The following is a 22,267-nucleotide window of genomic DNA, read 5'->3' as shown; positions in this document are numbered from 1 at the left end:
TAATGACGGTGCAATCAAAAAAAGAAAACAAAAATAAAGTTATTTTTACTGGTCTTTTAGCGTTGGGTGTTGTATTTGGAGATATAGGTACAAGTCCATTATATGCCTTTCGTCTATGTTTTTCTAACGTGACTGGAATTTTGCCTAATGTTGATCATGTTATGGGAATAACTTCTTTAATATTTTGGTCAATGACTATTGTTATTTCTGTCAAATATTTGCTTTATATTTTAAGAGCTAATTTAAATGGTGAAGGCGGCGTTTTGGCTTTAATGGCCTTAGGTATAGATGGAAAAAACCCACGTGAAACAGGAGGCGTAATTGTTTTCATGGGCCTAATTGGAGCGGCACTTTTATACGGTGATGGGATGATTACTCCGGCTATGTCTGTATTAAGTGCAGTAGAGGGAATATCTGTTGCTACACCTGAATTCAAACATGCTATTATTCCTATAAGTATCATTATAATAGCTTTTATTTTTATACTACAAAAAAAAGGAAGTGGGAAAATAGGGTTATTTTTTGGTCCAATTATGTTCGTTTGGTTTATGGTGTTAGCATGCTTGGGGCTGATATGGATTATTAAGTATCCAGCAATATTAATGGCACTTAATCCAATGTACGCTTTGATATTTTTGTTTGAAAATGGAATGACGGGATATTTGGTTCTTGGCTTTATTTTTTAGTGGTAACAGGTGGCGAGGCATTATACGCTGATTTAGGACATTTTGGTTTAAAACCTATTAGAGTTGGTTGGTTTTATGTTGCTATGCCAGCATTATTGATCAATTATTTTGGACAAGCTTCTTTGGTTATTTTACATCCAGAAAATGTTTCACATAGTTTTTACGCTATGGCTCCTAACTGGGCGATTTATCCACTTGTTTTTCTTGCCACACTTGCTGCAATAATAGCATCTCAAGCGGTTATTTCAGGTGCTTTTTCACTTACATACCAAGCTATTCGCCTGGGCTTTATGCCAAGATTTTTTATGAAACATTATGGAGAAGATAATGAGGGACAGGTTTATATACCTATTATTAGTCTAATATTATTCGTATCGAACTGCTTATTGATTTTAATGTTTCGTTCATCAAATTCTTTAGCGGGTGCTTATGGACTTGCTGTTTCTGCAACTATGCTAATTACAACCATTCTAGCTTTTGTTGTTTTTTCAAGGCGTTGGGGAAAGTTAAAATCAGGTTTGTTATCAATTTTTTTCTTGATGTTTGATGTAACATTTTTTTCTTCTAACCTAGATAAAATAGTAGATGGAGGGTGGTTTCCAATAGGTGTTGCCATTTTGATGTTATTTATTATGACGACATGGGCACGGGGCAGAGTATTAGAAGAAAATAGTCTTAAAGAAAATCAATCTGAAGATAAACCTTCATCTTTATTTGGGCGTTCTTTAATAAAAACTTCTGGTGTTGGTATCTTTCTGGCCAGCAGATCAAAGGGTATTCCAAATACGCTTAAAAGCTATTGTAAACATACACAAACAATTCCCAAACAAGTGATCATTTTAACCGTTGTAACCAAGCCATACCCGAGAATTTCAGCAAATAGGCGGGTGTTGATTCAAGAGATTGAACCTCATGTGATTAGAGTTAATGTTTACTACGGTTTTATGCAGTCACCTAATGTACCAAAGGTTTTAATGAATATTAAAGATGAACTAAGTTTTGAATTAAAAAATGTTACTTTTTTCGTTGGTCGACAAACAGGAAACGTTACCAGAAAAAAAAACATGTCAATGTGGAGAAAAAAACTATATATTTTTTTAAGTAAAAATGCAGAAGAACAGATCATTCACTATAAAATACCAAGTGATAAAGTATTTGAGATTGGTGTTAGGTATTCGCTATAATTTTTCTATATCTTTGAGCCTTACTAATTGATTATATTGATAATTTTCTCATCAATCAAATCTCGTGATTATTTTCAGAACCTATGCATTTTAATAAATCCCGGATTAATTCGTTAAAGAATTTTCAGTACGTCAAGACTCAACAAATAGTTATTCGGACATATGTCCAGACAAGTGTCCTTTTAACCTATTGTTTTATATTGCAAAATAATTATAAATTTAATAATAATTTTTAGTTTTATACTTTAACGGAGTCAATATGAAAAAAACATTTCTAGCAAGCCTCATTATTTTAGCGACAACCAATTCAGCTCATGCTTTAAATACTTCATTAAGCTTATCTCTTAATCAAGGAGATAGCAAAAAAAGTGAAGTTAGAGAAATGCATAACCCTAAACTTAACGGTACAGCAAATATTGACTATACAGATATATTCAATCCTGTCTATTATGGCTCTCATGTATCTTTATTAACTTCAGGTGAACCACAAGCAGGATATTTAAACTTTGTATTTGGCCTTTACTCACAGGGACATTTTGAGGGAATGACGAAGGAAGATAGAGACAATGTTTGTAAAAATCTTATTAGTTATTTAAATGAGAATAGTCGTCTGTTTAAAGATAAACTAGATCTAACCTATTCTCATGTCGAAACAAAAGACGGACATCAGATATTAAATTATGGTGAAAAGTGGCCAAATGCTGGCAAACTTAGCTCTTTTAATTGTATAGCTCGATTTAGTCATCTCTCTAATTATATTACAACTGGAGCATATAATTTTGCATTTTATGGCCCGTATTACGAATCATTAAATGGAGCAAAAATAAATGATTTTTTAACAGTTGCTACTGGTACTGACAAATATGGTGATGATTATATTCATTATTACTATTCACCTAAGACTAAAGTACGTGCCAATCTTTATGATAAAAATGGTCAATATTTTGAAAGTCCAACTATAGATGAACTTTTTGAAATGAAAGCATCACTTGGTACAGAAGATAAAGATCATAATCCTGTGGATTTATCCGACTATGCTTTTGAAATAAAAGGAACAGATGATTCAAGGGCTCAAAATAAGAATGTTCATAAAATGTATCCTGATGGTGACTTTTATGACCTCGTTAATGAGCAGGAAGAGCCATCTCTCTGGAATTCTCCTTTATACAATCAAGATGGAAATCAAAATGAATGGGGAGCTAAAACCTATCTACCAGCTGGAAAATATCATGTTTATGAAGTTGCCACTCTTAAAGATGATGCATTTGATAAATATCACTCGTATTTACCACCAGCAGATGATTTAAATCAACATCCAACTAACCATATGATAGAAGTGCGATAATTATTCATTTCACAAAACTAAAGGCATCTTTAAAACAAGATGCCTTCAATCATAGATAATATCCGTAAAGTAGATAAAAAACTCAACTCAAAACCCTCCTTTGAATTAAAAAATGTCACGTTTTTCTTTGTTTGACAATCAAGAAGCGTTACAAAAAAAATATGTCGTTATGGAGAAAAAAAATTTATATTTATAAAAAAAAATACAGAAGAACAGATCATTCACTACAAAATACCAAGTGATAAAGTATTTGAGATTGGTTTTATGTATTCATTGTGAATCATCAGTTAAATTTATTAAAATTGAGTAAATAAAGTTCATTATCTGAGCGTTTTTTATATATATTTTGTAACTTCCGTTAATGTAAGTCGCATAATTCATATTTGATATACGAAGTTTCTTTAAATTAATCTTGGCATAACTCATAATAAAATTATACATTCTACACGGAGGTCGTATTATGCCTAATCTACAAAATATACAAACTAAGTTATATCAGATAGAAATTGTTTATTATGATGCGTGGCGTTCTAATGAATGTATCATTTTGAACAGATTTGAAATGTTAGCAACTTTCCCAGATATCACATCTTGGAATGATGGTGTCTATAAAGGTTATTATTGTAGTTATTTAGTTCGTAAAGTTCGAAATTAAAATCTTAACATCATTTTATTCATTAATTTATTTACAAATAAACTAATGAATAAAATCTATTTTTTATTTTCTAACTCTATATAACAAGGCTACAATTATTACAGCAATAATTCCAACAAAGAGTTCGTGTTTTGAAACAAAGTCAAGTGTATTGTCCCTTAAATGAGCTACTTTCGATGTTTCCTCTGCAAGCGCTATGTTTGATAGCAGTAATAAAAATAAAACAAAAGTTTTTTTAAAAATTTTCACAATTTATATCCTTATAAATATTGTTCACATGAACCCAGTTATCATAAATGTCATCTAAAATAAAATCAACATAGAAATAATAATTATGTTATCTATTTCTATTGAGGATAATATGGCAATGATATGAATTTATTTTAACAATGATTCTGTTAATTTTTGTTTTTCAATTATTTCATGATAATTTCTTGAGACTTCGAAACTTAAATTTTGTTTTAAAAAAATCTCAATAATTTTATTTTTTCCCCTGTAAAATCGAGAGGTTTTTTCAATAAAATTTTTATTAATAATAAGATTTCTTTTGATCTTTATAAAATTTGGAGGGAGCGATACTTCTATTTGTTTCATGGATGAACGTATGAGAAATTCATCTCCCTGTGAAAAGACAGATAGATAGTTAGAACTATATTCGATATGACTAATATCAACTAAATTAATAAAAAAGGTTTTATTTAATTTCTTACATTCTAAGTATTCAGTTTGTTGATTCTGTTTGTTTGCTTCATTTGGAGAGCTTTCCACTAAATCTATATGATTCTTTTTATCTAAATTAACCTTCGAATTGATTTTATTTGTGTTAAAAATATTTAAGGAAACAATTTTAATTTTTTCATGAAAAGATAAGATCACAAGTAAATTAAAAAAAGCAAAGGAAGTTGTTAATGGGATAATCTCCCAAACTCTGTATGTAATATTTAAAATTGGATTATAATTAGGTAAAACTTCACTTGTAAAAATATTTCGATACTCTGTTCCAAACCATTTATAAAGCAGTGCATGAATAAGTGCAAACAATATAATCAACAAAACTTGGAAAGATTTTTTGTTAAATTTTTTGTAGCAATACTGAGCAATAAAGAGCGATAAACCAAAAAATATCCATTGCGGTACCTGATTTGATAGATATTCCAGAAAAAGAAGAATTGGATGGTTTAAATATTCGTTTGCATCGTATCGAATACTGAGTAAAGAAATTGCTGGATTATCTTCAGTTAAGTTTAAATAATTTGGATTTGCAAAAAACAAGTAACTATTAATAAACCTAAAGCTTGCCAATAAAATGTTAGAGGCAATATGAAATAATAACCATAAAAAAACAATATTTTGGAATAATGGAATAGTGTAAATTTTTTGTTTCATCGATGAAATATAAAGTTATCGAAAAATTCAGGATCAATTATATCTGATTATTGTGAATAAGTCTTTTCATTTCAATAATTCTTAAATTAACTTGGTAATATCTTTCTTGAATAAAAAAACTTTGAATATCCTGAAAAATAATTTTATGTCTTGGACAAATGCGCATACAAGTGTTTATTGTATCTTTGATTCTGTTAGATGAAGAAATTTTATTTGAACACGATACTTCTTTTTCGAGAAATAGGATGAGTTTTTCAAGAGATTTTTTTCTATCTTGAAAATTTATTTTTGAAAAAAGGCTACAAAACATTTAAATACCCAAATTAAGATTAATATTTCCACATAATAATAATTTATTATATGTGGTATATTATGTCTTTAGCACAGAATTGTTCATCTTTAAATAGATTTTGGCATTTTAGGATTCAAAAGTGCGGCAGGTATAATTATGTTTAACAAAAAATGAATTTACTAGGAGAGGGTGGGGATGTTAAAAGTCTTAAAAAATATTATGTTTATCATAATTGTATTTCAAAGTTGTTATGCTTTATCACAAGAAATGCAAACCGTTAAACATGTTGATTTAAAAAAATATATGGGTAAGTGGTATGAAGTTGCAAGATTACCGAACTCCTTCCAAAGAAATTGTACCTGTACTACTGCACAATATAAATTTAAATCATCAGATGAAATATCTGTGGTCAATAGTTGTATAAAAAAAGGGAAGTTATCAGTTGCCAAAGGCACAGCTTGGCAAGAAAATGCTCATGATACAAGTAAATTGAAAGTTCAATTTTTTTGGCCATTTTCGGCAAAATACTGGATATTGTATTTATCTAAAGATTATAAGTATGCTGTTGTTGGCGAACCTAGCCGAGATTATTTATGGTTTTTAAGTCGAACCAAACAAGTTAGTCCCAAACAAATGAAAATTATGAAAGAGGTTGCATTAAAGAATAATTATAATCTGAATAATTTATTAACTACAAAAAATTACCAATGTAAATAATAAATTCGAATCAAGTGATTAAAATTAGATCTTATGTTTTTAATGGTGTTTTATTTTAATAAAAACTGCCTATTCAGAAACTTTATTGGATTTTTTATTAAAGCACCAATTTTATAACTTTAATTAAAGATGTTTTAAATTTGGTTTTATGTGATTAATGAAATAGTATTTTTCATTTAAATACTGCATAATTTTATGGTATTCAGGTGGGACTTTATATAAATGAATATAAATCTTTAGAATATCTACATGAGGCTAAACATTAAATGAAAATGCTGGATGATATAAACTTATTTCGATTTATAGTAGATAGCGGTAGTGTTCTTGCTGCGTCTGAAAAACTGAATATCCCACATAAAACGTTATCTAGACGCATTCAAATCTTAGAAGATACAATCAATATCCGACTTTTTCATCGTAGCCCTAGGAAATTGATTTTAACTGAAGCAGGTAAAAAACTTTATTCAACATGCTCCCCACTTATAAACAAATTAACCTACCATACTGAATATATTGTCAATGAAACCAAAAGCTCTCAAGGCACTTTGAAAATTTGTTGTCCTCAAATTTTAATAAACTTTGGATTTCATCAATATCTTTCAAAATTTTTATCTCTTGAGCCTCATATTAATTTATTAGTAGAAGCAACCACAGATGCTGATTCAGTAAATACTTTAGAGTGGGATGCGGTGATTATGGAGGGACCTTTACGAAGCTCTTCTAATATAGCCAGAAAAATTGGAGCTTTTAGTTATATATTAGTTGCGAGCCCTGAATACTTACAAAATAAGCCGCCTATCAACACGCCATTAGATTTGGAGTGTCATGACTTGTTAAAAAGCAAATCTTTTCTAAACTGGGACTTATCATCTAAAAATCAGGAACAATATAAAGTAAAAAATGAACCTCGATTATTAATGAGTGAGCTGACAGGTGTTAAATCTTCTTGTTTAGATGCTTTAGGGATTGCGCTTTTACCAAGCTGGGCTGTTAAGTTAGAAGTGAAAAATGGCCATTTAGAACAAATTCTACCTCATTGGTGCTGTGACACAAAAGAGTTGTTCCTTATATACGGACATCGTGAACACCAACCTCAAAAACTTGTTCAGTTTATTGATTTTATAAAAAGCTGCACATTATTTTCAACGTAAATTTGAATTGCATCACACATAAAAGCATTGATTTTCGTCTATATTAAATGAACGTTTGATTTTAATTTGTTCAGTTACTTTATATGCTCAATGTAATTATTTTTTCTGTTATTATTGTTTTTAGTTTTTACGGCTTAGTATTAGCTTGAACGACTTATTAATACTTTAATATAAAAAGATGTCTAATATTTTTTTATGAAAAAAAATATAGATTGTAAGGTTTCATAATCGAATAATTTTTATTTAACCAACCGGATAATATTATTTTTCAATAATAATAATACATTATTGACACATCATTAGTCACTATTTAGTCCCAAAACCTTTTTTTTTCGTCCCTAAAACCCTTAAAATCGAACAAAAATTAATCAAAATCACTAAAATCTTACATTTCATATAAAAAATGAATGAAATCGCTTAAAGATGCCTATATTAGTCGAATCAAAAAATATCAAGCAAGGAGCCCAAAATGATTTGAAACTTTGAAAGCTAAATTATGAAATATTTAACCCCATAATTTTTTATCCTATTTTAGTAGTTGCGATTAGATCTCAAAATAAAAATGACCCTTTAAGTGAGAGTTTAAAAAAAACTTAAGCTCTTACTTAAAAATAAATTTTTAGCATTTGTTAATACTAAATAAATAATCAATTAAATGAATCAAAATTAAGGACAATAATACATGAAAACCAAAAAATTATTTGAATCTCATTCAATATTTATTCAGCAAAAAAATAATTTTTTGTTGTAAGCAGCTATTGAAAAAAAATTAATTATAAAAAATAAAAAAATTTATTTTATAAAAAACAACAGCTTAACAAAAATAAAGTCTATTTATTTCTTCTAGGACAAAAGTCCTACTGATTACTAATGCTGTAAATATAAAATACGTTTATAAAAAATAAAAGGACAATAAAAACATGAAAACTAAAAATAAAATTGTTTTATCGAGTTTAGTGATAAGTATCAGCTTATTACTTACTGCATGTGGTGGGGGTGGAGGTGATACTGGCCCAAACCCAAACCAACCCCCACAGCCACAGCCACAGCCACACCCACACCCTGGACCAACTGGACTAACCTCATATAATAAAGAAGTAAAAATTCCAGATAACCCAACTTTCCACAAAGTAATTTTATCAAGTGAGAGTTCACATAAAAATAATGACCTTGATGGGGTTGGTTATAATTATAAAAATACAGAACAAGTATATAGAATAAATTGGAATGTTGGGTATAATTATGATGATTCAAAAACTTTGACTAATTTTTCAACAGTCCAGTTTGTTGTTAGCAATGAAGATCAATTGAAAAACATACAATTTAAAGTTAGTGATTCTCCGTGTATCGAAATAGACTATAAAAATCAACAGTTTTACCAAAAATCTAACGAATTATTCGATTTAACAAAGTTAGATGGTGCATCAGATCTAAGCCATGCCCCTCTTCATTTATCCGTTTTTGGCTTTAAGTCAGATAATTGCTCTCAACACAATAATTTTAATGCTAAAGACATGTTAGCAGTATTCATATCTCAAAATGATGAGCAGTCAATGGATATGCAAAGCCCTTTAAATAATCAAAATAAGGTTTGTACGATAAAGAAACCATTGAACTTGAATAGCCCTATAAAAGATGCAAAAAACAAAAATTTTGAGTATGCAGGGTTAGGTTCAAATTGTCGTATTGAAAGACCGCATTTTGAAATAGATCCAAATTTTAAATATATAGATTATGTAGGAACACTCAAAAACTGGGCTTATGCTGATAATATAGATATTGAAATTCCACTTGGAACTACAGTTAGTTTACCCTTGACTACAGAGTATGTTCGTATACCACTTCCAAAAACTCTATCTGATAAAGAAGCATGTTCAAAAGCTATTAATGATTTTAATAATCAACCTTATCTAGGTTCTACTTCAAATGATGGTAAACAGGAAATATCTGACTCTTGCCAATTAGGTACTAATGATTCAAAGACACTCAGGTATGCACTGGTTAAGCACCCGACGATGAACTTTGTTGGTGGTTATCGTAATTTTACATTCTCAGGAAAAAATAATCATTTCATCAAAATCCATGGTTTTGGTCGTATTAATGGAGCAGATATACCTTCCTATGGAAAAGATGACGATGAAACTAGAGCAATGAGTAAAAAAGGCACTATTTGGGTGGATCATAATACTGGTAACGTTTTGGATGATACGGTTTTACCAGGTCTTAAACTTTTAAGTTATGCTCAATATAGAATTGAAAGTTCTTTATTAGGTTTAGACTCACAGGCTCAAGTTGACGGAAATACAACATCAAGTATTGATATTACAGGTATTACTATTGCAAATGGATTAAGAAGAAATAGAGGTGCTATTCAATTGAATGTTGCGCAATTTGGACCTTTAAAAAAAGAGAATATGTTGGCAACATCGGACAATGAAGATAGGAACTCAGACAATACGCCAACGAGTATGTTTGATGTAAAACAAGTCGGATTTTTCAAAGATGCTGTTGATGGCGCCGATGTTGGAAGTGATTATTCTAGGCAATCTTTTATGTATTCTCAAATAGCAGATGATACCGTCAAAATTGAAGCAAAACATCAAACGGTTGATCATTATACTGTCATACATGGTAATTCTGGTTCAGTTGTTATGCCAGGGATGTATGGAGTTGTGAGGGATAGTTTGCAGGAATCTGTAATCAGTAATGTATATATTCATAGAGATATGTCACCGGGATATAACAACGATACTTGGTCATCTTATGGAGGCATTATAGCAACAAAAGATTGCTTAAGATTTCCGACTAATCAAACTAAGGATAATTATGATGTAAAATCATTAACTTTTGGTGGTTTTAAAATTAATAGGCTTTACTTATTGAGTCATGGCCACGAAGATGGTTCGACGATGTCAAATTATATTAGGTTATTTAATTTGAATGCTGGAACTCAAGGCAATTTTTTTTGCAAAGATGACTTTGATGTTGGGTCAACTATGAATAGGAGCGGCCTGTTGGTTAAAGTATATCCTATTACACTAAAAAATATTAAAATTGATGTTGTTCCAACTGTTAAACCATTGGTAGATCCTATAGAGAATATTACAACAGATACTCGTCACTCACTCATCTTTTTATCGAGTGATGGTTGGATTCAAGGAGAAAATGGAGTAAATTATAACTTCATGGGTAATAAGATTAAAAAAGAAAGATTCCTAGTTGGTTGTGACTCCTCGACTACAAATTCAAATAGTTGTTTTTGGGCCGATAAAAGTAATCAAGAAATTTCAGGTGGTATTCAAATTAAAAATAATACTGGTGGTTATTATGATTATCTCGGTTGGGTTGGTATTGACGGTACTGATAGTGATCCTCATAACTACTCAATGAATACTGCTAAAGATAAGAAATCTGTAATTTCAAAAATTCCAAGTTTTGCAAGAGTTGAAACTCATGAGACTAAAGTTCATTATCCAGACTACACTTCTATGGATGATGAATGGTATCAATTACCCTACGCAAAGGGTATTACACCACCTAAATAAATTATGATTTAAATCTTAATTAAAAAAGACTTCGTATGAAGTCTTTTTTTTTGAGGGCAAGAAAATGTTTAATTAACTTCAACATAAAGTATATACTTTATAAGTAAGTGATTAGAGATTGGGTATTTTCCTTTTATATTTCATTTTCTTTAAGCAATAAACAAAATTTCCTCCCATAAATTAATTTTTATCCCTTTTTTACGTTATTTCAGAGCCGATTTATGTGAAAGAATAACAAACTCATGGATTTTCAAGCTTTAACAATTAGATAATTAACACGTAGTTATTAGTCGTTACAGAATATCTTGCAAAGTAAGATGTTAATTTATGAAAAAATGACGTTGTATCGATTAAAAAACTTACCCTAAGTTAACAACAATTTTACAAAGATTATAATGCATTATTTTTAAAAAATTGATGTTCAAGAAAACGAATATTATTAGTTTTATTTGAAACAAGCAGGTTCTTTCTATGAAATTTAACCATGATACTATTATTATGATTTTAATTATAATCTTAGGATTTTTTGTATCAATAACATTAAAAGAAATAGCAGATGAATTTAGTACCTCTAGAGAAATATCAGCAGATTTAATAACAGATAAAAAAATAATAGAAGGTATGGGAAAAACATATGAATTGAAACAATTTATTAAATGATTTTTATTTTACACATATTAAAGGACAATTGTCAGGACATGTGTCCTCGATAGCTTAACTAAAAAAATTTAATATGTGTTGGATTAAAGTTAAAAAATTAAAACAAATACTAAAATATTTTTAAATTGGTGGATAAAAATGGAATCATCTAATTGGCTGAATTACATCTTTTTATTGATTTTATTAACTATGGGTTTAACAGCTTGTAATAAAAATAACAATAGTGAACAAAATCATGTCTTAAGTGATGTCGATTATTCTGCACAATTAATTCAATCTGGCGATAATTATGAAGGGCAAGCAGCATATTTAAATTTTAAAATTGAAAGTCAATTAACACAATTAGGTTTGTCGAATCATCCATTATCAGAATCTGAGCTTATTAGTCATGGAGCGAAATTATGTGATCAATTTGCCGATGATTTTGAACATAAATATCAAAAATTAGTCAACGGCTCCTTTAAAATAACTGATTTTGGTTTTAATCGAGATGTCCATAATCTTAAAAATGTTGTCACAGTCCTATCGGATCATTTCTTGAAAGAAGACCAAAATAAAATATATCCTAATCAATGTGTTTTAGAATTATCTACAGCAGCACTTGTTGCTAAAACAAATCCACAAAATTTGAGTGATTCTATTTTAATAAAAACTCATGGAGCGCTTCAAACTAGTTCATTTGAGTTAACTTTAATTGGAAAAGTGGAAATAAAATCAGACAATTCGTTATTGATTCATTTACCCATTTCACCGAATAAGGTTCGATTTCATTATTATGATATTGATATTGATCTGGGAGCTAATACCGGTATTGAAAACCTTAAACAATCCGGAATGAATAAAATTGACATTCATGATGTTCATTATGGACTAAAAGGCGAGAAACAAGGCGATAGTTTACAACTTAAGGATATGCAACTGGGTGAAGGTTACATATTAAATGATTCAAAAGTTAAGAAGTTTGCTGAAAAAAGCCAAATAATTTCCAGTGCTGATTTTGATACTGAGAATAAATTTTATTCTTTTACATTAAATTCTAACTCCGAAACACAAAATAATATTTTGAATTCGAGTTTTATGGATTTAAGCATAAGTTCTCCACCCAATAATGAATGGGGGAAATTTAAAGGCTATTATGAGTTTTTTTATAAAGATTCTATAGGAACAAAAAGAAAAGTTTTGATAGAGCAAAAGTAAATTAAAAAGTCATTTATATCTCAAGGGATAATTAGAAAAAATAAATTATTTTTTTTCAATTAAATGATATAGTGTATCATTAATAATCAGTCATGTAGTTTAATAATTTATGAGTTTAATTAGTAAAGTCCCAACCAATATCGTTACAGGGTTTTTAGGTACTGGAAAAACAACAACCATTTTAGAAATTTTTAAAAAAAAACCTCAGCACGAAAAATGGGCTGTTTTGGTCAACGAGTTTGGGGAGATTGGAATTGATAGCAGTATTTTTATAAACAGTAACGTTGAAAAACCCCATATTAGAGAAGTTGTGGGTGGCTGTATGTGCTGCGTATCGGGACTTTCAATGAAAGTTGCGTTAAATGATTTATTGAAAACAGCGCAACCGGATCGATTAATCATTGAACCAACTGGATTAGGACACCCAGTTGAATTAATTAATATTCTTCGGTCAGAATACTATAAAAATGCTCTTGAACTATATAATACGATCACATTGATTGATGCCAGAAATTTATCAGATGAAAGGTATATTCATAATGAAATTTTTGAAAAACAAGTGTTGATTTCAGATATTATTTTAGCGAATAAGTGTGATTATTATGATCATACAGATAAAACACTACTTAAAAAATACATCGAAAGTTTAAAATTAGATACATCTATCATCCATTACTCAAATTTCGGTAAAATCGACTTAGATTTACTGTATGGTAAACCCAACAATCTTTCTCAAAAATTAGAAAGTATTTCACAACTTTTTTCCGAAAAAAATAAAGCTAAAGATCCTGATTATAAAATTGACTTTAGCACAAAAGGTTGGCGATATGATCCAACTTATGTTTTTAGTAAAGACAAGTTTGATAAATTTATACAGAATCAACAAATTACGCGTTTAAAGGCTGTATTAATTACAGATGAAGGCATTTTTATATACAACAAAGTGAGTCATAAAGATTTTGATTGTATTGAAGTTGACGAGTGCGATGAAAGTCGAGTTGAAATAATCGATGAAAGAATTTTAGATAATTTTCAAAGTTTATTAGAAACATGTCTTGTAAATGATTTAAAAGTTTAATCTATACAATAATTTTAATCTTAAATTAAGGACTTTAAGTCCTTAATTTAAGACTGTTTGATGACTTTGTTTTAATTGCCAATAAAATCGCAATTAACAGTCCAATAAATGCAAGTCCTGCGCCAGCCAGGGAAGGGCTCGCATATGAAAAAGTATAAAGAATAGAAAGACCGCCTAAATAAGCACCGATTCCGTTACCAATATTAAATGTTCCATGAGTAAGAGTTGCGCCGAGTTGCTTAGAGTCTTCAAAAACTTGAATAAATATTACTTGTAAGGGAGCAACATATGCAAAGGAGCAAAGGCCTGTGATGAAAACAAATATTAAAGAAAGATATAAGTTGTGGGCAAATAAAAAAACACATCCTAAAGATACAATTAATAGTAGCATAAAAAATATGAGACTAAATATTGGTGAACGTTTATCGGATACAAAAGCACCTAGTTTTAACCCTAAAGTCATGCCTACTCCTGCAAGTGACATTATATAAGGCATAAACTGAGGTTTTAAATGAGTTTCCTGAATCATTAGGGGACCAATGAAGCTAAACCAAGCAAATAAACCACCACAGCCGATGGCACATAATACTAAAACTAGCCAGGTTTCACTTTTTTTGAATACTTTCAACTCATTTTTTAGAGAAGATGGAGTGTTTTGTTTAGGTAAATTAGGAATAAAAATACTTGATAACAATATAGTTATAAGACCAATGAACCCAACGACTATAAAAACGATATTCCATGAAAAGTGATGTGAAAGAAAAGTACCAATAGGAACGCCGATAACATTTGCTAAAGTGAGCCCTAAAAACATATTAGCGACAGCGGTTGTTTTTTTATCAGGCTTGGCTAATACCATTGCAACAATGGCCCCCACACCAAAAAAACATCCATGCGGAAGGCCCGCACAAAATCTAAATAAAATGAGCAAATAATAATTATGAGTTGACGCTGATAACGCATTAAAAATAGTGAACATAACAAGTAATAAAATCAAAATTTGTTTTGGTGCAAACTTATTCGAGAGTATTAATATTAAAGGTGCACCCATTACGACACCAAAAGCATATGCACTAATCAAGTGTCCTGAAAGAGGAATAGAAATATGTAAAGATGAAGCAATATCAGGTAATATTCCCATCATAATAAACTCAGTCAAACCAATGCCCATAGCACCCATAAAAAGTGGGATAATATGTTTCTGCATAAAATTGATTACCTATTTGAATTAATTTGTAATATTGTATAGTTGAATGATGGTACGAAAAGGACAAAGGAATGATACATTTGGACATAATGACAACGTAAAGGTAATAATTGAACTTGATAAAATAAAGAAACAGGATGTTAACCAAATATCAACTGAAGATTTGTTCCTTCCTAGAAATTGACTCAGATATTTTAAATAGGATGAGCAGAATTTAAACGCCTACAAATCATTCATTTTAAATAGTATTAGTTCAGAGAACGAGATAAATATTTTTTGAGAATATTTAATGTTGTAAACTAATTCTGAAAATCTTCAATATGTAGATGATAAAAATTACCGGCGCATTAAGTATGTAATAAGGGATTTTTATGAGTTTATACTATCCAGTTTTTTTTGAATATCTTCATAAGATAACTGATTTATTTTTTCATTGCCTAAAAATACTGAAGGGGTGCTATTTACGCCAATTTTTTCTGCCAATATCTTATTATTTGCAATATTCGATTCAGAATCTTTGAGAAGAGGCTCTAAATCACTGATTGTGACTCCAACCCTTTTCAAATGAACCTTAACTATATTACTTGTTAGGTCTCCTGTATGATCGATTAAAAGTTTATGAAAATCATAATATTTTGAGGGTATTTTAGGTATAATGCATTCGCAATTTTTGCCCCATATGAAGAGCCTGATGTTTCTCCAAAAACAGGAAATTCTTTAATTATAATTTTTAAATTTGGATTGTTTGCTACAAGCTTTTGAGCTGTTTTTGAAAATCTTTTACATGAGTCACAATTGTAATCAATAAACTCTACCATTAATTGTGTGCCATTTTTATTACCAATATATGGATCTTGTGTATTTTGATAAAGCTGTTCGTAATTATTATGAATAACTTTTTTATCATTATTGGAAAAATTTTGCTCTTCTTGAAATCTGTATTCAGCAATAGACTGTATAACAATTTCTGGATTTTTTAATAAAATTTTTTCAACTACTTCTTTATCAACCTTTACACCTTTATCGACGTTCAGGTTTCTTATTTCACCATGTAATTGGGCTATTTTTTGTTTTTGAGTTTCAATTTCTTTTTGTTGAGCTGCAATTTCTTTTTGTTGAGCTGCAATTTTACTTGTTTGGATTGCGATTTTTTTATTTTGATATTTTTGTTGAACTTTATTCATTAATAATACTTCTTTTTTAATGATGCAATCTGCTTGTTTAAATCAGGATTGGGTTCGCTAATTTGAATGGTGTTAAAAGCTGTTTTTAATTTATGTAATTCATAACTTTCATAAGCTAACCAAAAATTAGCAACAAGTCCCAAAATCAATACAAATTTAAATTTTTTATTAGGTTTTGTTAATACATTATTCATAAATTAAAATCCTTTTTTCAATGTTCATGATCTAAAAGTACTTAGTATCAAAATTTAGATTGCTCAATGTCTAACGATAAACTATTCAACAATAAATTTAATTATTTATTAAATAAAAATTAGCACAATAGAGAATAAATGAGCTTCTTTTCAAAAAAATACCTGCAAAATATAAGGTTATATATGCAAAATTGAGATCCAGTCGATTTTTATGGAGTGGTAATTTTATTTTGAAAAACAAACTGTATTTGGATATAAGTTAAAAATAATATAAATGTAAATGAGACAAATAAAGAAGTTATTCCTTTTAGAGTTTTATGTTTAGATTCTTATAATATCAACCCAAAATATATCTTAGTTATGATTGATTTTAATAAACAACACTTAAATATAAGTACGAGAAGACGTAAATATGTATAAATAGAAACTTGAATAATTAAATTTAGGACCTATTTATAATTTTATTACAATTAAATAACAAAACTTAACATTTATTTCTGTAATATATATCTTATAAACAAAATTAAATTTAGGAGTGAGATTATGTCTCTACAAATTACAGGCAAAAACTTTGATGTTGATGCTAAAACAAAAGAAACAATTGAAAATAAATTAAATAATTTTAAGAAGTTTAATGTACCGTTTATCAGTGAAAATGTTGTTATTGAAGAAGAGCCACATAAAAACTTCAAAGTATCTGTCAGTATAGTTGTGCCAGATTCTAAAATCGAAGCATCTGCAACTAATCATGAAGTTCATATCGCTGTCACTGAGGTTTTACAAAAAATTGAACGTCAAATAAATAAGCTTATACACAAGCCTGATTCTCATCGTTCTGATAAAGGACTTAAAAAGAATAACTACGAAAACACATTAGAAGAAAATGTGATTGAAGAAAGAGATCAAGCATTACAAGCTTTAAAAGATTCTAAGTAATTTTAATTAATTAAAATAAAGTATTTAATTTTTCAGTTATTAGCTGAAAAATAATCTTTAGTTTGATAAGGTTTGTCAAGTATCCTTTATTTATCTAATATGAATGCTTCATATTCTTTATCAAACGAAATCTTGGTTGTATCTTCAACACAGTCGATAAATAATCTTCCAAATAAATGATCAATTTCATGTTGAAATACGGTTGCTCTAAAATCATCTAAAGTCAATTTTATTAGTTCTGCATGTTCATTTAAATAAGAAACTTTAATAGCTTTTGGTCTTTTTACATAACCTTTTATTTGTGGGATTGACAAACATCCTTCCCAAAATCCTCTTAAACTTGAATCTATAACTTCTATTTTGGGGTTGATAACAATACATTCGTCAAATTGAGGTATATTTTGATACCTATTATTTTTTTGAATGTTAATGATAGCAATTTGTTTGGATACATCGACTTGCGGTGCAGCAATACCTATTCCACCTGCATCTAGCATAGTTTCTCTCATGTCTTTGATAAGTTTTTGCGTAGATTGTGATTTGATTTCTGCAACTGAAAGTGGCTTTGCCTTTAGTCTCAATGTGGGGTGACCTAATCGTATAATTGGTAGAATAGTCATGTTTAAACTCTAATTTTCAATTTATTTATTATCATAATTTATCCTTTAAAACTTAGAAATCAAACTTTTTAGATAAAAGACCCCATCCTTAATGATGGGGAGTTCAAATAGAACATTCGATAATTAAAGGACAAATGAAAATCTTCAATTAAAAGTTATATTAAAATGATGATTAGACATCAAACAAAGTTAATATATTTAATTATAATTAAAGTTTTATCACTCGTACCTATTAAACAACAGTTTGTTGAGAAAATAAAATCTTTTGGGTTTAAATTATCAATTCTGTTACGAGGGACTAAATTTTTAAATTTTGGGATAAAAAAATAAATTAAAATATTTAGATTTTTAATAAAAAAACACATGTTATCATTGACTTAAATCATTGCTATTCAAATTATTTTTGACTATTTGTTGTAAATTTGCGATACATTTCAATAAAACAACAAAATATAACTTTTAATTTTAGAGGACTTTGTTTGTTCAGCTTATATTCAGCTTGGCAGAGATAGGTTATGAAAGACGAGTTTATTTAATCATGTAATTCAATAAGTTACCATTATATGTGCTCGCTTAATTATTTTAATAAAAGTTAAATTAATAAATCATTGTTTGATTTATTAATTTAACTCTTTCAAGGATTAATATTTAAAGGATTCAAATGAAAAAGTTTAAACTAATAGCTTTAACAGCTTCAATGTTATCCACAGTTGTTATGGCAGATAATCAATGCGTTGGGACAACGGATGCTCCAGCTTCAATTAAAAGTAACTTGATTGATCGAACACAAACAGATGAGGGTGTAAAAATTATAGGACAATCTGTTAAAGGTGAAGAGAAGGGAGACCTCTGTGAGGCAAAGGTTTATGAAGTTAAATCACATCCTATTCGAGTTTATCGTATATGGGATTCAAACTATATAGGTGGTGCTAAAGGAACATGGTGGACTTTAGATAGACCGACTGGAAAAATAGAAAATATTCGAAATAATATTGAATTATGCCGTGAATATAATGGAACAGAAAAGCTAGAAGTATGCGATTTGATGCCAGGTGGTTTCATGGCACTTGGTCCAGGACAAAGTACCATGTGTGAAGGTAGTGGTTATCCATATAAATACTCTAAATCTAGTACACAACAAGTTTATATACCATCTACTTACAAGCAAGACTTGACACATTGTCATGTCGAATCAGCTGTAATCAGTTGGGAAAAAGACGATACTCCAAATTATAGATTTCAATTTCCTACGGATCATGAAGATATCACAGCAGATGTTTGTGGTAAAATTATGACGTTGAAAAAAGGGGATCCAAACGTGAGTATGCCTGTTACCATTCCAAAATCAGGTGTATGTAGGGTTGATGTACAATTAAATGCTGAGGGTACCGAAGAGGTTAAATTTACAATTGGCGCCAATAAAACGAAAACTGATTGCACGGCCGAAGGAATTAATTGTGACCAAGTTGTAAATAATTTTGATCAAAATGTTTTTAATTTTCCAAATTAATAAAATAATTTTATTGTTTCTACCATTGTTTTACCTCGACATATATTGAGGTAAAACATATTCGAGCCATATTATCTCCATATAGTAAGTTGATTATAGGTATTTCAATGTATTTTTAAATAGAATTTAAAGGTCACTCTTATTTGTTTAATTTAAACATATATACTGAAAATTTTTTTATGATACACAAATCTATAATGTTTAAGATATTGAATAAAAAAGTTTTGGAGAAACCAAAACTTTTTTATTTCAACTTTTAGTTGTCTTTTGGATGTGACATAATTTGGCCATTATTGATCAATCTCACGGATTGATTATTTCCAACCTTTTGGTTATATACTTCTATGGTACAATTTTGAGAAGCTCCGGTAGGCACTATTAAAGTTCGACTTTCTGGGCTATTTGGTGCTGAAGGGTCAAATTTGTATATTGTATCTTCACCACCTTGTTCTTTATCACTAGTTTTACTCCAATAGGGGTTTTTTGTTTGAATATCTCCACACTTACTCGGATTTAGTTTCAGCCTAGTATCTGTATTCAACCAAGCAGAGCCATAACGGTCACCCTTATCATCATTTGTTGCATAATTAAAAACTGTATTGGTTCCGTTAGTTATATTTAATACATCCTTACCACCTTCTGGTAAAATTTTTGGAAAAATGAACTTGATTTGATTTTTATCTAGAAGGGTACCTTCAGTCTTAATTAAATTCTCTGGTTGTTCAATTGCGGTAAATTTATTATCAGCTTTGTAAAAAGCAACGTACTCTTTTTGGTTTATTAGTTTAGAACTAGATATAATATAAGATCCTGCTGTGGGACTATGTGCCATGGCAGCTTTGCTAATCTTTAAATCACCATTAAAATTAAATGCTTTTTTAAATTTTGGTTCAAAAAAACTCCCTGGAGGTGCAACTTCACCTGAAAGGTTACTTGCACTGAAGTCAAAGTTAATGTTGTTTTGTGCAAACTCGACTCTATTTAGTGACAGATTGGTCCCGCCAATTGTATCAATTCTAGCTGCAATTTCATCATCTGTTAGATTACTATAGCTAGGTTGAGGTTTTGGATTGCTATTATCACCGCCGCCACCACCACATGCTGTTAAGCTTAATGATAAACCAATTCCAATAAGTGAAGTTACAATTATATTTTTATTTTTCATTTTTATGTCCTAAAAGTTTTGTTTGTACACAATTAATATTAAAACTGTGAATAAATAAATAAATATATTTGTTTTAATGGGTCGTAAAATGATGACAAATGGTATTTATGGTTTATTTTTCATACATTTGGGATGAATAATGGGATAAAATGATAAAGAAACAAATATTTTTTTTATGATTATTTCCATCTTCATTTTTTTTATAGTAATGAAAATAGTCGTTCATCACAAAATAAGGCTAGTTATGTAAAAGCATTTGTAGAGGGAAGTGTGTTAGCATAACATTAACGAATATTTTTGAGAGCGTATAATTCGCTCTATATAAGAGTAATAAAGATGAATGCAGTAGAACACATTGATAACTTTATCCATATTTCAACTTATTATCCAATGCATCAAACTTTATTAAAATTTTTTGATGAAGATAAAATTGTTAATATTGATACACAATTTCTTTATACAGGTCCGAATATCATACCAGGTGATAAACAAACATATCATAATTTTGGTAAGTGGTTTCATAGTATCACACTGTCACAAATTGAAAAGAGGGATACTAAAAAAGATAATGAATTTATTTCTTATATAGCAAATAAAATGGAAACCTTAATTGGTCATGAATTTCTTCAATCCATGAATACAAAAGATATTAATATTTTATGTTGGGTAGATGATCAAAGAGTGGCTGATATTCTTTTTAAACATTATCTAGTCTATTTTTATGAAATAAATAATGTTTATTTTATAGATAATAATTATATTAATAAATATATATTTCAACATCAGGGCGAACAAGTTGAAAGTTTATTTACAAAACCTTGGAGTTATAAATCTATTAAGCGTGTTTTCGATAATAAACAAAAATTATCTAAATCAGAGTACCAGTTCTTAAAAAAATCTTGGGCAAATATTTTAAATTTTAACGGTTATATTCGAATTTATGAAAATGAGGTATTGCGTAATGAAGAAGAAAATTATTTTGATACAATCATTCTTGAACGCTTAAAAAAAGAAGCGCAAAACCAAACATACAGAAACAAACATAACTTAAAAGAAAATATACCTGATGGCTATATCAAGTTATCTTTTTTATACGCAATTATGATGTCTGAATATCAACTTACAGATAGTTTTGTTATAACTAGATTAATACAGTTAATTGAACAAAAACAAATAGATTATATGGAAGTAAACAAAGACAATGAAAACTTAAGTTTATACCATAAAATGCTTCAGCACTATTTTATCAAAATTAAACCTTAAAATATCAATAGCTCTTAAAAGAATTTATCAGATCTTATAGATTGAATTATGTTAATTTTAAAAACCCAACAATGGGTTTTTAAACATTGATCATTATTCGCCAGTATTCTCGTGTCGACCTTCGTTAATGTTTTGGTCTGCTTGTTGAGATTGGTCTTGATATTGAGTTTGGTCACTATTTTTTGAAACATTATCTGCTTGAACAGTAAAAGCCATTCCTGCTAATGTACATATTACTATTGCGAAAGTTTTTAAGTTTTTCATTATCATCTCCATCGATAGTTAAATTTAT

General features: G+C 29.1%; 22 protein-coding genes and 1 pseudogene. 13 read left to right on the top strand and 10 right to left on the bottom strand.

All coding sequences use genetic code 11. The annotated features are described in order from the left end of the window. Window positions 1-2: 2 nt before the first annotated feature. From CF386_RS13725 to CF386_RS09265, 4 genes and pseudogenes are all read left to right on the top strand, one after another. Window positions 3-1,318: pseudogene (locus tag CF386_RS13725) on the top strand (KUP/HAK/KT family potassium transporter); the annotation flags it as partial. Then, a complete protein-coding gene (locus CF386_RS13720; RefSeq protein WP_404825011.1) occupies window positions 1,307-1,870 on the top strand; it encodes a KUP/HAK/KT family potassium transporter in 564 nt (187 codons plus the stop codon). The pseudogene CF386_RS13725 and the gene CF386_RS13720, both read left to right, overlap by 12 nt. 259 nt (window positions 1,871-2,129) lie before the next feature. Then, window positions 2,130-3,215 (top strand): hypothetical protein, encoded by a 1,086-nt coding sequence (locus CF386_RS09270; protein WP_089074159.1) that lies wholly within the window; start codon window positions 2,130-2,132, stop codon window positions 3,213-3,215. A 460-nt stretch (window positions 3,216-3,675) separates the two neighbouring features. Further along, window positions 3,676-3,870: a hypothetical protein gene (locus CF386_RS09265; RefSeq protein WP_089074158.1), complete on the top strand. Its 195-nt coding sequence runs from the start codon at window positions 3,676-3,678 to the stop codon at window positions 3,868-3,870. A gap of 63 nt (window positions 3,871-3,933) precedes the next feature. Here the strand turns inward: CF386_RS09265 and CF386_RS09260 are convergent, their stop codons facing one another. From CF386_RS09260 to CF386_RS09250, 3 genes are all read right to left on the bottom strand, one after another. Beyond that, window positions 3,934-4,119 carry a hypothetical protein gene (locus tag CF386_RS09260; RefSeq protein ID WP_089074157.1) on the bottom strand — a complete coding sequence of 62 codons (186 nt, stop codon included), beginning with the start codon at window positions 4,117-4,119 and terminating at the stop codon, window positions 3,934-3,936. A gap of 129 nt (window positions 4,120-4,248) precedes the next feature. Further along, the gene (locus CF386_RS09255) at window positions 4,249-5,256 is read right to left on the bottom strand and encodes a LytR/AlgR family response regulator transcription factor (protein ID WP_089074156.1); all 1,008 of its coding nucleotides are present in this window, start codon (window positions 5,254-5,256) and stop codon (window positions 4,249-4,251) included. Window positions 5,257-5,293: 37 nt separating this feature from the next. Then, window positions 5,294-5,566 carry a hypothetical protein gene (locus CF386_RS09250; RefSeq protein WP_089074155.1) on the bottom strand — a complete coding sequence of 91 codons (273 nt, stop codon included), beginning with the start codon at window positions 5,564-5,566 and terminating at the stop codon, window positions 5,294-5,296. 177 nt (window positions 5,567-5,743) lie between these two features. On the opposite strand from CF386_RS09250, the gene CF386_RS09245 reads away from it, so the two are divergent. From CF386_RS09245 to CF386_RS09220, 6 genes are all read left to right on the top strand, one after another. Beyond that, window positions 5,744-6,265 (top strand): lipocalin family protein, encoded by a 522-nt coding sequence (locus CF386_RS09245; protein WP_089074154.1) that lies wholly within the window; start codon window positions 5,744-5,746, stop codon window positions 6,263-6,265. Between the two features lie 266 nt (window positions 6,266-6,531). After that, window positions 6,532-7,416, top strand: a complete 885-nt coding sequence (locus tag CF386_RS09240; protein ID WP_089074153.1) for a LysR family transcriptional regulator — start codon at window positions 6,532-6,534, stop codon at window positions 7,414-7,416. Between the two features lie 920 nt (window positions 7,417-8,336). Then, window positions 8,337-10,961, top strand: coding sequence for a hypothetical protein (locus CF386_RS09235; RefSeq protein WP_089074152.1), 2,625 nt, complete (start codon window positions 8,337-8,339; stop codon window positions 10,959-10,961). 471 nt (window positions 10,962-11,432) lie between these two features. Then, window positions 11,433-11,621: a hypothetical protein gene (locus CF386_RS09230; RefSeq protein WP_089074151.1), complete on the top strand. Its 189-nt coding sequence runs from the start codon at window positions 11,433-11,435 to the stop codon at window positions 11,619-11,621. A gap of 138 nt (window positions 11,622-11,759) precedes the next feature. After that, window positions 11,760-12,818, top strand: a complete 1,059-nt coding sequence (locus tag CF386_RS09225; RefSeq protein WP_089074150.1) for a hypothetical protein — start codon at window positions 11,760-11,762, stop codon at window positions 12,816-12,818. Window positions 12,819-12,927: 109 nt separating this feature from the next. Next, window positions 12,928-13,896 (top strand): CobW family GTP-binding protein, encoded by a 969-nt coding sequence (locus tag CF386_RS09220; protein ID WP_089074149.1) that lies wholly within the window; start codon window positions 12,928-12,930, stop codon window positions 13,894-13,896. 34 nt (window positions 13,897-13,930) lie between these two features. On the opposite strand, the gene CF386_RS09215 is transcribed toward CF386_RS09220, so the two are convergent. From CF386_RS09215 to CF386_RS09200, 4 genes are all read right to left on the bottom strand, one after another. Next, window positions 13,931-15,103 carry an MFS transporter gene (locus tag CF386_RS09215; RefSeq protein WP_089074148.1) on the bottom strand — a complete coding sequence of 391 codons (1,173 nt, stop codon included), beginning with the start codon at window positions 15,101-15,103 and terminating at the stop codon, window positions 13,931-13,933. Between the two features lie 369 nt (window positions 15,104-15,472). Further along, entirely contained in the window at window positions 15,473-15,667 is a 195-nt protein-coding gene (locus CF386_RS12860; protein WP_089074147.1) for a DsbA family protein, read from the bottom strand. A 44-nt stretch (window positions 15,668-15,711) separates the two neighbouring features. Then, the gene (locus tag CF386_RS09205; RefSeq protein ID WP_089074146.1) at window positions 15,712-16,287 is read right to left on the bottom strand and encodes a thioredoxin domain-containing protein; all 576 of its coding nucleotides are present in this window, start codon (window positions 16,285-16,287) and stop codon (window positions 15,712-15,714) included. Continuing rightward, window positions 16,287-16,481: a hypothetical protein gene (locus CF386_RS09200; RefSeq protein WP_089074145.1), complete on the bottom strand. Its 195-nt coding sequence runs from the start codon at window positions 16,479-16,481 to the stop codon at window positions 16,287-16,289. Before CF386_RS09200 ends, CF386_RS09205 begins: the two co-directional genes overlap by 1 nt. Window positions 16,482-17,024: 543 nt before the next feature. On the opposite strand from CF386_RS09200, the gene hpf reads away from it, so the two are divergent. Then, window positions 17,025-17,417, top strand: a complete 393-nt coding sequence (gene hpf, locus CF386_RS09195; RefSeq protein WP_089074144.1) for a ribosome hibernation-promoting factor, HPF/YfiA family — start codon at window positions 17,025-17,027, stop codon at window positions 17,415-17,417. 86 nt (window positions 17,418-17,503) lie between these two features. On the opposite strand, the gene def is transcribed toward hpf, so the two are convergent. Beyond that, the gene (gene def, locus CF386_RS09190) at window positions 17,504-18,037 is read right to left on the bottom strand and encodes a peptide deformylase (RefSeq protein WP_089074143.1); all 534 of its coding nucleotides are present in this window, start codon (window positions 18,035-18,037) and stop codon (window positions 17,504-17,506) included. Between the two features lie 661 nt (window positions 18,038-18,698). Here def and CF386_RS09180 point away from each other — a divergent pair. Beyond that, window positions 18,699-19,547: a hypothetical protein gene (locus tag CF386_RS09180; protein ID WP_089074141.1), complete on the top strand. Its 849-nt coding sequence runs from the start codon at window positions 18,699-18,701 to the stop codon at window positions 19,545-19,547. Between the two features lie 256 nt (window positions 19,548-19,803). On the opposite strand, the gene CF386_RS09175 is transcribed toward CF386_RS09180, so the two are convergent. Next, window positions 19,804-20,712, bottom strand: coding sequence for a hypothetical protein (locus tag CF386_RS09175; protein ID WP_089074140.1), 909 nt, complete (start codon window positions 20,710-20,712; stop codon window positions 19,804-19,806). A 336-nt stretch (window positions 20,713-21,048) separates the two neighbouring features. Between CF386_RS09175 and CF386_RS09170 the strand changes: the two genes are divergently transcribed. Continuing rightward, window positions 21,049-21,975 (top strand): DUF3658 domain-containing protein, encoded by a 927-nt coding sequence (locus CF386_RS09170; RefSeq protein ID WP_089074139.1) that lies wholly within the window; start codon window positions 21,049-21,051, stop codon window positions 21,973-21,975. 93 nt (window positions 21,976-22,068) lie between these two features. On the opposite strand, the gene CF386_RS12855 is transcribed toward CF386_RS09170, so the two are convergent. Further along, the gene (locus tag CF386_RS12855; RefSeq protein ID WP_158522368.1) at window positions 22,069-22,239 is read right to left on the bottom strand and encodes a hypothetical protein; all 171 of its coding nucleotides are present in this window, start codon (window positions 22,237-22,239) and stop codon (window positions 22,069-22,071) included. Window positions 22,240-22,267 lie beyond the last annotated feature (28 nt).

It is taken from the genome of Paraphotobacterium marinum, assembly GCF_002216855.1.
GTDB classification, from domain to species: Bacteria; Pseudomonadota; Gammaproteobacteria; order Enterobacterales; family Vibrionaceae; genus Paraphotobacterium; species Paraphotobacterium marinum.
Note: the sequence above shows the minus strand (reverse complement) of the source record. Positions and strands in the feature narration are given on the sequence as shown.

Excerpts from the sequence above, each read along its gene's own strand:
- CF386_RS13720 (WP_404825011.1), top strand. The coding sequence starts at position 1,307 with ATGTTATTTATTATGACGACATGGGCACGGGGCAGAGTATTAGAAGAA.
- CF386_RS09270 (WP_089074159.1), top strand. The coding sequence starts at position 2,130 with ATGAAAAAAACATTTCTAGCAAGCCTCATTATTTTAGCGACAACCAAT.
- CF386_RS09265 (WP_089074158.1), top strand. The coding sequence starts at position 3,676 with ATGCCTAATCTACAAAATATACAAACTAAGTTATATCAGATAGAAATT.
- CF386_RS09255 (WP_089074156.1), bottom strand. The coding sequence starts at position 5,256 with ATGAAACAAAAAATTTACACTATTCCATTATTCCAAAATATTGTTTTT.
- CF386_RS09250 (WP_089074155.1), bottom strand. The coding sequence starts at position 5,566 with ATGTTTTGTAGCCTTTTTTCAAAAATAAATTTTCAAGATAGAAAAAAA.
- CF386_RS09245 (WP_089074154.1), top strand. The coding sequence starts at position 5,744 with ATGTTAAAAGTCTTAAAAAATATTATGTTTATCATAATTGTATTTCAA.
- CF386_RS09240 (WP_089074153.1), top strand. The coding sequence starts at position 6,532 with ATGAAAATGCTGGATGATATAAACTTATTTCGATTTATAGTAGATAGC.
- CF386_RS09235 (WP_089074152.1), top strand. The coding sequence starts at position 8,337 with ATGAAAACTAAAAATAAAATTGTTTTATCGAGTTTAGTGATAAGTATC.
- CF386_RS09230 (WP_089074151.1), top strand. The coding sequence starts at position 11,433 with ATGAAATTTAACCATGATACTATTATTATGATTTTAATTATAATCTTA.
- CF386_RS09225 (WP_089074150.1), top strand. The coding sequence starts at position 11,760 with ATGGAATCATCTAATTGGCTGAATTACATCTTTTTATTGATTTTATTA.
- CF386_RS09220 (WP_089074149.1), top strand. The coding sequence starts at position 12,928 with ATGAGTTTAATTAGTAAAGTCCCAACCAATATCGTTACAGGGTTTTTA.
- CF386_RS09215 (WP_089074148.1), bottom strand. The coding sequence starts at position 15,103 with ATGCAGAAACATATTATCCCACTTTTTATGGGTGCTATGGGCATTGGT.
- CF386_RS09205 (WP_089074146.1), bottom strand. The coding sequence starts at position 16,287 with ATGAATAAAGTTCAACAAAAATATCAAAATAAAAAAATCGCAATCCAA.
- CF386_RS09200 (WP_089074145.1), bottom strand. The coding sequence starts at position 16,481 with ATGAATAATGTATTAACAAAACCTAATAAAAAATTTAAATTTGTATTG.
- hpf (WP_089074144.1), top strand. The coding sequence starts at position 17,025 with ATGTCTCTACAAATTACAGGCAAAAACTTTGATGTTGATGCTAAAACA.
- def (WP_089074143.1), bottom strand. The coding sequence starts at position 18,037 with ATGACTATTCTACCAATTATACGATTAGGTCACCCCACATTGAGACTA.
- CF386_RS09180 (WP_089074141.1), top strand. The coding sequence starts at position 18,699 with ATGAAAAAGTTTAAACTAATAGCTTTAACAGCTTCAATGTTATCCACA.
- CF386_RS09175 (WP_089074140.1), bottom strand. The coding sequence starts at position 20,712 with ATGAAAAATAAAAATATAATTGTAACTTCACTTATTGGAATTGGTTTA.
- CF386_RS09170 (WP_089074139.1), top strand. The coding sequence starts at position 21,049 with ATGAATGCAGTAGAACACATTGATAACTTTATCCATATTTCAACTTAT.
- CF386_RS12855 (WP_158522368.1), bottom strand. The coding sequence starts at position 22,239 with ATGAAAAACTTAAAAACTTTCGCAATAGTAATATGTACATTAGCAGGA.